At 69.5% G+C, this 11,952-nt stretch carries 12 protein-coding genes; 6 read left to right on the forward strand and 6 right to left on the reverse strand.

Translation table 11 applies throughout. From position 1 onward, the window contains the following. Positions 1–119 precede the first annotated feature (119 nt). Together AB0H88_RS40850 and AB0H88_RS40855 are read left to right on the forward strand one after the other, a co-directional pair. Positions 120–2,627 carry an ATP-dependent Clp protease ATP-binding subunit gene (locus AB0H88_RS40850; protein WP_357653945.1) on the forward strand — a complete coding sequence of 836 codons (2,508 nt, stop codon included), beginning with the start codon at positions 120–122 and terminating at the stop codon, positions 2,625–2,627. A 317-nt stretch (positions 2,628–2,944) separates the two neighbouring features. Then, a complete protein-coding gene (locus tag AB0H88_RS40855) occupies positions 2,945–3,883 on the forward strand; it encodes a TIM barrel protein (RefSeq protein ID WP_357653946.1) in 939 nt (312 codons plus the stop codon). Positions 3,884–3,918: 35 nt separating this feature from the next. Here AB0H88_RS40855 and AB0H88_RS40860 read toward each other — a convergent pair whose 3' ends face one another. Further along, positions 3,919–4,794: an A/G-specific adenine glycosylase gene (locus tag AB0H88_RS40860; RefSeq protein ID WP_357653947.1), complete on the reverse strand. Its 876-nt coding sequence runs from the start codon at positions 4,792–4,794 to the stop codon at positions 3,919–3,921. A 78-nt stretch (positions 4,795–4,872) separates the two neighbouring features. On the opposite strand from AB0H88_RS40860, the gene AB0H88_RS40865 reads away from it, so the two are divergent. Beyond that, complete coding sequence (locus tag AB0H88_RS40865) at positions 4,873–5,568, forward strand: hypothetical protein (protein WP_357653948.1); 696 nt, start codon at positions 4,873–4,875, stop codon at positions 5,566–5,568. 27 nt (positions 5,569–5,595) lie between these two features. Here the strand turns inward: AB0H88_RS40865 and disA are convergent, their stop codons facing one another. From disA to AB0H88_RS40890, 5 genes are all read right to left on the reverse strand, one after another. After that, on the reverse strand, positions 5,596–6,678 hold the full coding sequence (gene disA, locus AB0H88_RS40870) for a DNA integrity scanning diadenylate cyclase DisA (RefSeq protein WP_357653949.1): 1,083 nt from the start codon (positions 6,676–6,678) through the stop codon (positions 5,596–5,598). Between the two features lie 40 nt (positions 6,679–6,718). Beyond that, positions 6,719–8,137: a DNA repair protein RadA gene (gene radA, locus AB0H88_RS40875; protein ID WP_357653950.1), complete on the reverse strand. Its 1,419-nt coding sequence runs from the start codon at positions 8,135–8,137 to the stop codon at positions 6,719–6,721. A gap of 71 nt (positions 8,138–8,208) precedes the next feature. Further along, a complete protein-coding gene (gene trxA, locus AB0H88_RS40880) occupies positions 8,209–8,514 on the reverse strand; it encodes a thioredoxin (protein WP_357653951.1) in 306 nt (101 codons plus the stop codon). Next, positions 8,511–8,885: a MerR family transcriptional regulator gene (locus AB0H88_RS40885; RefSeq protein WP_357653952.1), complete on the reverse strand. Its 375-nt coding sequence runs from the start codon at positions 8,883–8,885 to the stop codon at positions 8,511–8,513. The genes trxA and AB0H88_RS40885 overlap by 4 nt, the downstream gene beginning before the upstream one ends. Before the next feature lie 43 nt (positions 8,886–8,928). After that, a complete protein-coding gene (locus tag AB0H88_RS40890) occupies positions 8,929–9,627 on the reverse strand; it encodes a class I SAM-dependent methyltransferase (RefSeq protein WP_357653953.1) in 699 nt (232 codons plus the stop codon). Between the two features lie 55 nt (positions 9,628–9,682). Here AB0H88_RS40890 and AB0H88_RS40895 point away from each other — a divergent pair, with 55 nt between their 5' ends. The 3 genes from AB0H88_RS40895 to AB0H88_RS40905 are packed head-to-tail and all read left to right on the forward strand — an operon-like array spanning position 9,683 to position 11,867. Continuing rightward, positions 9,683–10,492: a sugar phosphate isomerase/epimerase gene (locus AB0H88_RS40895; RefSeq protein WP_357653954.1), complete on the forward strand. Its 810-nt coding sequence runs from the start codon at positions 9,683–9,685 to the stop codon at positions 10,490–10,492. Positions 10,493–10,503: 11 nt separating this feature from the next. Further along, on the forward strand, positions 10,504–11,253 hold the full coding sequence (locus AB0H88_RS40900) for a class I SAM-dependent methyltransferase (protein ID WP_357653955.1): 750 nt from the start codon (positions 10,504–10,506) through the stop codon (positions 11,251–11,253). A gap of 29 nt (positions 11,254–11,282) precedes the next feature. Next, positions 11,283–11,867, forward strand: a complete 585-nt coding sequence (locus AB0H88_RS40905) for a TetR family transcriptional regulator (RefSeq protein ID WP_357653956.1) — start codon at positions 11,283–11,285, stop codon at positions 11,865–11,867. Positions 11,868–11,952: the final 85 nt, after the last annotated feature.

The raw sequence follows: 11,952 nt of genomic DNA on the forward strand, positions 1-11,952 counted from the left end.
CGTCTCTGCTATAGAGCGTGTCAGTGGCAGTGGGCACGGTTCGCCGAGCCAGGGCTAGCATGCGGGATGACGGGACCGGATTTACCGGCCTGACTGACCGCTCTGTGAGGAGCGACGAGATGTTCGAGAGGTTCACCGACCGAGCAAGGCGGGTTGTCGTCTTGGCCCAAGAAGAGGCCAGGATGCTCAACCACAACTACATCGGCACTGAGCACATTCTTCTTGGTTTGATCCATGAAGGTGAGGGCGTAGCCGCCAAGGCTCTGGAGAGCCTGGGCATCAGCCTTGAAGGAGTGCGTCAGCAGGTCGAGGAGATCATCGGCCAGGGCCAGTCGGCTCCGTCGGGGCACATTCCGTTCACCCCGCGGGCCAAGAAGGTTCTTGAGCTGTCGCTCCGTGAGGCTTTGCAGCTGGGTCACAACTACATCGGCACCGAGCACATCCTGCTCGGGCTCATCCGTGAGGGTGAGGGTGTGGCCGCCCAGGTGCTGGTCAAGCTTGGAGCCGATCTCAACCGTGTCAGGCAGCAGGTCATCCAGTTGCTCCACGGTTACCAGGGCAAGGAGCCGGCCGCCGCGGGCGGCCCGCAGGAGTCGGCCCCGTCGACCTCCCTGGTGCTCGACCAGTTCGGCCGTAACCTGACCCAGGCCGCCCGCGAGGGCAAGCTGGATCCGGTCATCGGCCGTGAGAAGGAGATCGAGCGGGTCATGCAGGTCCTCTCCCGGAGGACCAAGAACAACCCGGTTCTGATCGGCGAGCCCGGCGTCGGCAAGACCGCCGTCGTCGAGGGCCTGTCACAGAAGATCGTCAGGGGCGAGGTGCCCGAGACGCTGAAGGACAAGCAGCTCTACACCCTTGACCTCGGCGCTCTGGTGGCGGGCTCGCGCTACCGCGGCGACTTCGAAGAGCGCCTGAAGAAGGTGCTCAAGGAGATCCGCACGCGCGGCGACATCATCCTGTTCATCGACGAGCTGCACACGCTCGTCGGCGCGGGCGCGGCCGAGGGCGCGATCGACGCCGCCAGCATCCTCAAGCCGATGCTGGCGCGTGGTGAGCTGCAGACCATCGGGGCCACGACCCTCGACGAATATCGCAAATACCTGGAGAAGGACGCCGCTCTGGAGCGGCGCTTCCAGCCGATCCAGGTGGCCGAGCCCTCGCTCAGCCACACGATCGAGATCCTCAAGGGTCTGCGCGACCGCTACGAGGCGCACCACCGGGTGTCCATCACCGATGGCGCGCTGGTGGCCGCCGCGCAGCTGGCCGATCGCTACATCAGCGACCGCTACCTGCCCGACAAGGCGATCGACCTCATCGACGAGGCCGGTTCGCGGATGCGCATCCGCCGGATGACCGCTCCGCCGGACCTGCGCGAATACGACGAGAAGATCGCCAACGTCCGCAGGGACAAGGAGTCCGCGATCGACGCGCAGGACTTCGAGAAGGCGGCCGCGCTCCGTGACCAGGAGAAGCAGCTCCAGCTCAAGCGCGAGCGGCGCGAGAAGGAGTGGAAGGCCGGCGACATGGACGTCGTGGCCGAGGTCACCGAGGAGCTCATCGCCGAGGTCCTGGCGACGGCCACCGGCATCCCGGTCTTCAAGCTGACCGAGGAGGAGTCGCAGCGTCTGCTCCGCATGGAGGACGAGCTGCACAAGCGGATCATCGGCCAGGACGACGCCATCAAGGGTCTGTCCAGGTCGATCCGGCGCACCCGCGCCGGGCTGAAGGACCCGCGCCGTCCCGGTGGTTCGTTCATCTTCGCCGGCCCGTCCGGCGTCGGTAAGACCGAGCTGTCCAAGGCGCTGGCGGAGTTCCTCTTCGGTGACGAAGACGCGCTGATCAGCCTGGACATGTCGGAGTTCATGGAGAAGCACACCGTCTCCCGGCTGTTCGGCTCGCCTCCCGGCTACGTCGGTTACGAGGAGGGCGGCCAGCTCACCGAGAAGGTGCGGCGCAAGCCGTTCTCCGTGGTCCTGTTCGACGAGATCGAGAAGGCCCACCCCGACATCTTCAACTCGCTGCTGCAGATCCTGGAAGACGGTCGCCTGACCGACGCCCAGGGCCGGGTGGTCGACTTCAAGAACACGGTCATCATCATGACCACCAACCTCGGCACCCGCGATATCTCCAAGGGCATCGGGGTCGGGTTCGCCAAGTCCAACGACGCCGACTCCAACTACGAGCGGATGAAGTCCAAGGTCCAGGAGGAGCTCAAGCAGCACTTCCGGCCCGAGTTCCTCAACCGTGTCGATGACATCGTGGTCTTCCACCAGCTGACGCCGGCGGAGATCATCCTGATCGTGGACCTGATGCTCGCTCAGGTCGACGCCCGGATGAAGGACCGCGACATGGGGCTCGACGTCTCGCCCGACGCCAAGCAGCTGCTGGCCGACCGTGGTTACGACCCGGTCATGGGTGCCCGGCCGCTGCGCCGGACCATCCAGCGCGAGCTGGAGGACTCGCTGTCGGAGAAGATCCTGTACGGCGAGCTCCGTCCGGGGCAGATCGTCAAGGTCACGATCGAGGGCGAAGGCGACGACGCGAAGTTCATCTTCACCGGTGAGGACGCGGCGTCCAGCCAGGTCCCCGACTCGGCCGCGGCGATCGCAGCGCCGATCAAGAACTGACGGCGCCCGAGTTCGACCTAGGAACCCCCCTGTGAGAGATCACAGGGGGGTTCCGTCGTTTTCTGGGTCGTTGCCGAATTTTTGGAAACGTGGGTACACCGCCACCGGGAGTAGTACTACACTGCGTAGAGCATTGCCAAGTCTCAGCCAAGTCGTCCCCAAGGCGGCGTTTGCAGGGTGAGGGCTGCTCCCTGGGGAGTACTAGGGAATCAACTCAGGGCGGACGCGTGCGCCCCCCGGCAGCAGGCATGCTCGACAGGTCCGCATGATCCCCAAGGCGGGCGACAGGAACGACCATGCAAGCCGTGGAGGATTCAATGCGTCTGCGTCACCAAGACGGAACGCTGGTTCACCTCGCCTACAACGCAGGCGTACACCCCGCGGAGGACCTGGAGAACCTGATCGCCCACCTGACCCGCTACACGGTGCCGGTGCGCAAGCGACTCGGGGTCGAGCGCATGGGCGTCGGGCTGTGGCTCTCGCCCGGCGTGGCCGACCATCTCACGGCCGACCGCATCGAGCTCGTACGACTGCGCAGGTCGCTGGAGGAGCGCGGCCTGGAGGTGGTGAGCCTCAACGGCACCGGCGGGCGCAACCTGGAGGTGCCAGGCCCCGACTGGGCCAAGCCGGAACGCTACCGCTACACGATGGCGCTGGCCAAGATCCTGGCGTTCCTGCTGCCCGACGACGTACGCTTCGGCAGCATCTCCACCATCCCGATCGGCTGGCGCCACGACTGGCCCGCCGACCTGCACGCGATCGCCACCCGGCGGCTCGAACGGCTGGCCAGGGAGCTGCGCGGCATCTACAGCGTCACCGGCAAGACCATCCGCGTCGGCTTCGAGCCGTGGCCCGGCTGCGTGCTGGAGACGACCGAGCAGGCGCTGGAGCGGGTGTGCGGGATCGACTCCGAGCACCTGGGCGTCTGCCTCGACGCCTGCCACCTCACCTGCGGCGGCGAGGAGCCCGGCGCGGCACTGCGGGGGCTGGCCGCCGCGGGCGCGCCGGTGGTCAAGCTGGGGCACGTGCACAACCACACGGGCGATACACCCGGCACGGGCGCGGTGCTGTACGACACGATGGCGGCGATGCTGTCGGGTGCGGTCAGCGGGAGCGCCCACATCGAGGTCGAGACGCACAACCTGGCGGTCCCAGGGCGCGCCAAGGGGCCGGGGGCGCTGGTGTCCCTGCTGGCCGAACAGCTGGACTGGGCCCGCAACAGCCTGACCGGGTTGGGTCTGCAACTGGCCGCGTAGCCCCGGCCGCCGCGTAGCTCTGGCCACGAAACCGGTCAGGAGTGGGGCAGGCGGTAGGTGCCGTCGTCGAGGTGTTCGGCCAGGCCGTCCGTGATCAGGCCGTCCAGGGCTCGCTCCCGTTGCACCGGATCGTCCCACACCACGTCGAGCGCCGCCTTGGGTACCGGGCCGTGGGCGGCTCGCAGCACGGCCAGCAGGCGGCCCCGGCATTGCCGGTCGGTCCCCGCGTATGTCTGGCCCTTGCGGGCGGGCCCGTCGTGCGGCGGTTTGCCGGCCAGGCGCCACGCGCACACCTGGGCGATCGGGCAGTCGGCGCAGCGTGGCGTGCGAGCCGTGCAGACCAGGGCGCCCAGCTCCATGACGGCCACGCCCCAGCGGGCGGCGCCGAGCTCGGGCAGGAGCGTCTCGGCCAGCCGGCGTTCGGCGGCGGAGGTGGCCGTCGGCGGATACTCCTCGGCCCGTACCGCCCTGGCGAACACCCGCCGGACGTTGGTGTCGAGGATCGCGTGCCGCGCGCCGTACGCGAAGCTGGCGACCGCGGCGGCCGTGTACTCGCCGATGCCGGGCAGCGCCAGCAGGGTCGCGTGATCTGACGGCACCTCGCCGCCGTGCTCCTCGGTGATGGCCCTCGCGCACGCGTGCAGCCGTAGCGCCCGGCGCGGGTAGCCGAGCCTGCCCCAGTGGCGTACGGCCTCGCCGGGGAGCTCGGCCGCCAGGGCCTTCGGGGTGGGCCAGCGGTCCATCCACTCGTGCCAGATGGGCAGGACGCGGACGACCGGGGTCTGCTGGAGCATGATCTCGCTGACGAGCACACCCCAGGGTGTCGCGTCGGGGGTACGCCACGGGAGGTCTCGGGCGTTGTCCTCGTACCACTCCAGAACGGGGACGTGTAGGAGGTTCGGCTCAACCACGCGCCCTAGGCTATGCCGAGATGGCGACCAGCGGCGTGTCGTCACCCTCCGTGGCCAATGGATTACCATGCTGTGAGTATGGATCCGGATACGATGGGTGACGGCAGCGGAGACGTCTACTGGCGACGGCGCATGAGCGTGCTGGTAGCGGTTCTCGTCGTGGTGGCGGTTGTCGCTTGGGCGTGTTCCAGCGGGGGGAGTGGGCCGCAGCGTTCCTCCAGCGCGCAGACCTCCACGAGCGCGTCGCCCTCGACGGATCCGCTGCTCGCCGGCCTGCGCACCCTCGCCATGGGCACGGCCACCCCCACGGCGTCGGTGTCGGTGTCGCCCACACCGAGCCCCAGCAAGGTCACGCTCACGCCCATGACCCGGCCCAAGCGGCCGGGCGAGCCCTGCACGGACGCCGACCTGGTGCTCAGCATGCAGGGCAAGCAGGACGTCTACGGGGCGGGTGTCCAGCCCAACTTCCTCATCACCCTGGTCAACACCGGCCCCGTCATGTGCTTGGCCGACGTGGGTCCGCGCTCCATGGAAGTGCGCATCACCTCCGGGGAGGACCGGATCTGGTCGACCTCCGACTGCGTCAGCGGTGAGGCGACCGAGATCAAGCAGTTGCAGCGCGGGGTTCCGTGGGTGCGCTCGCTCGACTGGAATCGGCGCCGCTCCAGCAGCGACTGCCGTACCGACCCGCCGGCCGCCCTGCCGGGGACCTACGTGGCCGTGGTACGCATGGGCAAGCTCAAAAGCCCGATGGGCGTCTTCCACCTTCGCTGAGCAGGCCCGCCGAGCACGGTGAGCCTGTCAGACGTAGCGCTCCAGGATGGAGGATTCCGCGAGGCGGGAGAGCCCCTCGCGGACGCTGCGCGCCCGGGACTCGCCGACGCCGCCCACCGCCTGGAGGTCGTCGATGCTGGCCGCCAGCAGCTTCTGCAGCCCGCCGAAGTGGTTGACCAGCCGATCGACCACGGTGGCGGGCAGGCGGGGCACCTTGGCCAGCAGGCGGAACCCGCGCGGGCTGACCGGGCTGTCGAGCGTCTCGTCGCCGCTGTGTCCCAGCACGTGGGCGACCGTCGAAAGGTCGAGCAGCTCCGCGCCCGAGAGCTGGTCGAGGTCGTGCATGGCCTCGGCGAGGCGCCGATGCCGGCGGCCGGCGGGGGCCGGGAGGTAGTCGCGGACGACGAGTTCGCGCTCCGAGTCGACGCCCGCCACCAGCTCGTCGAGCTGCAGCGACAGGAGCCGGCCGTCGGTGCCGAGCTCGACCACGTAGCCCTTGATCTCGTCGGAGATGCGCCTGACCATCTCCAGGCGCTGGGCGACGGCGGCCACGTCACGGACCGTCACCAGGTCCTCGATCTCCAGGGCCGACAGCGTGCCGGAGACCTCGTCGAGGCGGTGCTTGTAGCGTTCGAGCGTGGCGAGGGCCTGGTTGGCCTTGGACAGGATGGCCGCCGACTCCTCCAGCACGTAGCGGATGCCGTCGAGGTAGAGGGCGATGATCCGCATCGACTTGCTGATCGCGATGATCGGCAGGCCGGTCTGGCGGGCGACCCGCTGCGCGGTGCGGTGGCGGGTGCCCGACTCGTCGGTCGGGATGCCCGGGTCGGGCACCAGGTGCACGGCGGCGCGGACGATCCGCTGGCCGTTGCCCACCACGATCGCGCCGTCCATCTTGGCCAGCTCGCGCAGCCGCGTGGCGGAGAACTCGACGTCGAGCTCGAATCCGCCGCTGGAGACCTCTTCGACCACTTTGTTGTAGCCGAGCACGATCAGGCCGCCGGTCTGACCGCGCAGGATCCGCTCCAAGCCGTCGCGCAGTGGTGTGCCCGGGGCCACGGAGGCCAGGGCTTCGCGACGGCGGTCGTCGAGACTCCTGTCGTTTGGCACCTGACCCCCGTGTCGAATAGTCAAGCCAAGCTTAGCCGCGCTATGTGACGTGCGTGAGTGCGTCCCAGACGTTCTCCACCTCGACCACCTCGAAGCCGGCCGTGAACGCCACCGGTCCGACGGGCACCAGCGAACGCTGCCCATCCCGCTGCCCGTCGCGCCGGCCGGTGCCTTGGTCGAGGGAGCCGGCGGGCACCAGCCCGCGCTTGAACCCCAGCCTGGCGGCCTCACTCAGCCGCCGCCGGACGTCCTTCACCGGGCGCAGCTCGCCGGACAGCCCCACCTCGCCCATGGCCACCAGACCGGCCGGCAGCGGCTTGTCGCCGGCCGCGCTGGCCACCGCCAGCATCACCGACAGGTCGATGGCCGGGTCGGACAGCTTGATGCCGCCGACGGTCGCGGTGAACACGTCGCAGCCCCCCAGCTTGGCGTTGAGCCGGCGTTCGAGCACGGCCAGGATCATCTGCACCCGATAGGTGTCGAGCCCCGAGGAGCTACGCCTGGGCTGCTGCGCCTCGGTGCGGGCGACCAGGGCCTGCACCTCGGCCGGCAGCGGCCGGGTGCCCTCGACCGTGACGGTCACGCAGGTGCCCGGCACCGGCTGGCTGCGCCGCGAGACGAACAGCCCGCTCGGGTCGGTGATGCCCTCGATGCCGCGCTCGTGCAGGTCGAAGCAGCCGACCTCCTCGGTGGGACCGAACCGGTTCTTGATCGCGCGGACCATTCGCAGCCGGGAGTGACGGTCGCCCTCGAAGTTGAGCACGACGTCGACCAGGTGCTCAAGGGTGCGCGGACCGGCGATCGAGCCTTCCTTGGTGACGTGGCCGACGAGCACGGTGGCCATGTTGCGCTCCTTGGCCAGCCGTACGAGATTGGCGGCCACCTCCCGCACCTGCGTCACCCCGCCCGGCACGCCGGTGGTCTGCGCGGAGCCGACCGTCTGCACCGAGTCGACGACGAGCAGCTTGGGCTGGACCTTGTCGACGTGCGCGACCAGCGCCGACAGCTCGGTCTCCGCCGCGAGGTAGAGGTGGTCGCGGATGGCGCCGATGCGGTCGGCCCGCAAACGGACCTGGGCCGCCGACTCCTCGCCGGTCACGTACAGCACGGTGTCGCGCTCGGCGATGCGGGCGGCCGCCTCGAGCAGCAGCGTCGACTTGCCGATGCCGGGCTCGCCGGCCAGCAGCACCACCGCGCCGGGCACCAGGCCGCCGCCGAGAACCCGGTCGAGCTCGCTCACCCCGGTCGTACGGGCGGCCGCCATCTCGGCCTTGACCTGGCCGATCGGTATCGCCGGCGCGGTCGTCGCGCCGGCCTGGACGACGTGCACCCCGGCGCGCGCGCCCTCCTCGTCGACCGTGCCCCACGCCTGGCACTCGCCGCACCGGCCCACCCACTTCGTGGTGCGCCACCCGCACTCGGCGCAGCGGTATCCGGGCTTCTGCGCAGACTTGACCATGCGGAGCAGGCTAGCGGGCCGCGCCGACAATCTTCACCAGGTACAGGCGGTCTTTCACAAGGTACGGGTGGTCAGGCCAGGCCGAGTTCGGCCTCGATCATGCGCTTCGGCTTGGCCCCGACGACCTGCTTGACCGGCTGCCCGTTCTCGAACAGCAGCATCGTGGGCAGCCCCATGACGCCGTAGCGGGCCGAGATCTCAGGGTTTTCGTCACTGTTGAGCTTGCCGATGGTCAGACCGTGCTCGGCCTCGATCTCCGCGAGCACGGGGGCGACCATGCGGCATGGTCCGCACCATTCGGCCCAGAAGTCGACGAGGACCGGCTGGTCGCTCTTGAGCACCTTCTCCTCGAAATTCGCGGTGTTCAGCTCGATCATTTCTCTCCTCTAAGAACGCAACCAGGGCACGCGGCGCCGAGCTGGGCGGCGACCTCGGCGCGGCGGGCGAGCAGGACGCGGATCTCGTCGTCGATCTGGGTCAGCTTGCGCTGGTAGACGGCGACCGACTCGCTGCAGGAGCCGCCCGTGCTGTGGCCGGAGCGCAGGCAGTCGACGAAGGGCCGCGTGTCCTCCAGCGTGAATCCCACGGACAGCAGCGCCCGGATCTCGGACACCAGCTTGATGTCCTCCTCCGCGTAGTCGCGGTAGCCGTTGGACCCGCGTCTGGCCGTGAGCAGCCCGTGCTCCTCGTAGTAGCGGAGTGATCGGGTGCTCACCCCGGTCCGTTCGGCCAGCTCTCCGATGCGCATGCGTCCACGGTAGACGTTGACACTGACGTCAATGTCAAGCCCTCTAATACGAGCGCCAGCGCAGCACGTTCGGGTAGGGCAGTTCGAGGCCGGGGGTCTCGGCGATCGCCTGTGCGGCCACCTCGGGCGTGAACTCGATGCGCAGCACCGACTCCAGGTCGGCCCGGCGGGAGAAGGCCATCCGCAGGTCGAGTGGCTGCCGTCGCCACCCGTGGAGGTCCCAGAAGGACTCCACCGCTCTGGGGGAGTAGGTGGGCACCGTGCGCTGGAACCATCTGCCGAAGGCCCCGCGGGTGGCGTCCAGGTCGATGACGAAGGCCGTGCCGCCCCGCCGTACGACCCGGGAGAGCTCCCGTAAGCCGGGCTCGCAGCCGGGGCCGAAGAAGTAGGCCCATCGCGCCACCGCGACGTCCACGGACGCGTCGGGCACGGGCAGGGCCTGTGCGGTGGCGGCGTGGATCTCGACGGAGGGGAGTGCGGCGCAGCGGCGGCGGGCGAGGGCGACCAGGTCGCCGTGCGGCTCGACGCCGATCACCTTCGCCGCCTCGGCCGCGAAGGCCGGCAGGTGGTAGCCGGTGCCGCAGCCGATGTCGAGCACTGTGGCGCCGTCCCAGGAGCGCAGGGCGCGCATCGCCGTGTTGGCGGCGCCGTCAGGGTCGACGGCGCGATTCTCCAGCTCGTAGACCTGGGGAGAGTTCCAGATGTTGGGGCTGGGGATGGCGCCTTTGGCGATCCGTGGCATGGTCCAACCGTAGGGCTCGCGCGCCAGATCGGCGTCACCGGCTTAGGCTGGCAACGTGGCTGACGTCATCCGAGTGCCCAGTGCGAAGATCGCATTGTCCACCGCTTCGGTATATCCAGAACGCACCCCCGACGCGTTCGAGCTGGCCGCGCGCCTGGGTTACGACGGGGTCGAGATCATGGTCGGCGCCGATCCCGTGAGCCAGGACATCGACGTGATCGAGCGGCTCTCGGAGCATTACGAGCTCCCCGTGCTGGCCATCCACGCGCCCTGCCTGCTCGTCACGCAGCGCGTCTGGGGCCGCGACCCCTGGGCCAAGCTGGTCAAGGCGCAGAAGGCGGCCGAACGGCTGGGCGCCTCGACGGTCGTGGTGCACCCACCGTTCCGCTGGCAGCGCGAATACGCGCGCGACTTCGAGGCCGGGCTGGCCCGCATGCGGGAGGAGACCGAAGTCACGTTCGCGGTGGAGAACATGTTCCCGCTCAAGGCCAGGGGCAACGACGTGGTGCCCTACTCACCCGACTGGAACCCGACCGACTACGACTTCCCGCACGTCACGCTCGACCTGTCGCACACGGCCGTCTCGGGCACCGACGCCATGGAGATGGCCACCAAGCTCGGTGACCGTCTCGCGCACCTGCACCTGGCCGACGGCCTCGGCGTGACGAACAAGGACGAGCACCTCGTGCCCGGCAGGGGCAACCAGCCGTGCGCGCCCATGCTGGAACGGCTGGCCAAGTCCGGCTACGGCGGCCTGGTCGTGCTGGAGATCAACACCCGCAAGGCCGCCAGCCGTACGGAGCGGATCGACGACCTGGCCGAGGCCCTCGCCTTCGCCCGCCTCTACCTGGCGGCCGCCCGATGAGCGTCGGACCGATGAGGAAACTGGGCAAGGTGTTCGACAGCGTCGCCGACGCCTACGACGCGGCCCGGCCGACGTACCCCGACGAGATGTACCACGCGCTGTCGGAGGTGTCCGGCGTCGAGTTCGCCGGCGCGACGGCGGTCGACGTGGGCGCCGGCACCGGCATCCTGACGCGCGCGCTGCGAGCCCGCGGCTCACGGGTGGTCGCGGTGGACGCGGGCGCGGAGATGCTGGCCCGCCTGCACTCGAAGGTCGAGGACGACGGCACGGCCGCGGTGCTGGCCGATGGCAACGCGCTGCCACTGACGGACGGGTTCGCCGATCTGGTGACCTACGCCCAGTCCTGGCACTGGCTCGACCCGGTGGTCTCGATCGCCGAGGCCAGGCGGGTGCTGCGCCCGGAGGGGGCCATCGTGGGCTGCTGGAACTTCGCCCACGCCGCCCAGGCCGACTGGCTGGCCGCCTATGAGGTGCGGCTGGCGGAGGCGTGCCCGACCTACTGGGGCCAGGCGCTGGAGGAGTGGTCCGTGCCGCCCATCGCCGCCGCCCTGGACGTGGTCGAGGAGCGCTGGATCGCCTGGACGAGGCTGATCGGCATCGAGGACTTCCTGCTGGATCTCCGCTCGCATTCCTACATGGCGGCACTGTCCCCGGAGGCCGCCGACGAGCTCGTCGCACGACAGCGGACGGAGCTGCGCAGGGTCTTCCCCGAGGGCGTCATGCACGTGCCGATGCGCGTCTACCTGGCTGTGGGCCGGTGACCACCGAGCCCGCCGAGCGGAGCGAGGCAATGAACACAGCGAAGCGTCGGCCGGGGCGGCGGCCGGGGTCGGCGGATACGCGGGGGGAGATTCTCGCCGCGGCTCGGCGGGTCTTCGCTGAGAAGGGGTTCGACAAGGCGACCGTACGCGGCATCGCCAGGGAGGCCAAGGTCGATCCCGCCCTGGTGCATCACTACTTCGACACCAAGGAAGGCATGTTCGCGGCGGCGATGCAGCTGCCGGTCACGCCCGAGCAGGTCGTGCCGGTGCTGCTCGAAGGGCCGCGCGAGGAGATCGGGGAGCGGCTCGTCCGGCTGCTCCTGACGGTGACGGGTCAGCCCGAGACGCGCGAGCCGATGATCGCGCTGATCCGGTCGGCCATGACGAACCAGCAGGCCGAGGCGATGTTCCGGGAGTTCGCCACGAACGCCCTGCTCTTCAGGGTCGCCGACCGGCTCGAGGTGCCGCACCTGCGGATCGAGGCCGCCTTCTCGCAGATGTTCGGCATCGTCATGGGCCGTTACGTGCTCAAGCTGGAGCCGCTGGCGAGCGCCGATCCCGAGGAACTGGTCGAGCTGCTGGCCCCGACGATACAGCGCTACTTGACGGGGTAGAGCATTGTTCTGGGAGCGCCACCGGCCATAAGGTTACTAATCGGTAGGATTCCGGAAGTGCCTGGCCGGTGACGTAACCGTACGC

The organism is Nonomuraea sp. NPDC050680 (assembly GCF_040654555.1).
Classification (GTDB): domain Bacteria; phylum Actinomycetota; class Actinomycetes; order Streptosporangiales; family Streptosporangiaceae; genus Nonomuraea.

What these genes read in the sequence shown, in the direction of transcription:
- AB0H88_RS40850 (WP_357653945.1), top strand. Translation starts at nt 120, where the DNA reads ATGTTCGAGAGGTTCACCGACCGAGCAAGGCGGGTTGTCGTCTTGGCC.
- AB0H88_RS40855 (WP_357653946.1), top strand. Translation starts at nt 2,945, where the DNA reads ATGCGTCTGCGTCACCAAGACGGAACGCTGGTTCACCTCGCCTACAAC.
- AB0H88_RS40865 (WP_357653948.1), top strand. Translation starts at nt 4,873, where the DNA reads ATGGATCCGGATACGATGGGTGACGGCAGCGGAGACGTCTACTGGCGA.
- radA (WP_357653950.1), bottom strand. Translation starts at nt 8,137, where the DNA reads ATGGTCAAGTCTGCGCAGAAGCCCGGATACCGCTGCGCCGAGTGCGGG.
- trxA (WP_357653951.1), bottom strand. Translation starts at nt 8,514, where the DNA reads ATGATCGAGCTGAACACCGCGAATTTCGAGGAGAAGGTGCTCAAGAGC.
- AB0H88_RS40885 (WP_357653952.1), bottom strand. Translation starts at nt 8,885, where the DNA reads ATGCGCATCGGAGAGCTGGCCGAACGGACCGGGGTGAGCACCCGATCA.
- AB0H88_RS40890 (WP_357653953.1), bottom strand. Translation starts at nt 9,627, where the DNA reads ATGCCACGGATCGCCAAAGGCGCCATCCCCAGCCCCAACATCTGGAAC.
- AB0H88_RS40900 (WP_357653955.1), top strand. Translation starts at nt 10,504, where the DNA reads ATGAGGAAACTGGGCAAGGTGTTCGACAGCGTCGCCGACGCCTACGAC.
- AB0H88_RS40905 (WP_357653956.1), top strand. Translation starts at nt 11,283, where the DNA reads ATGAACACAGCGAAGCGTCGGCCGGGGCGGCGGCCGGGGTCGGCGGAT.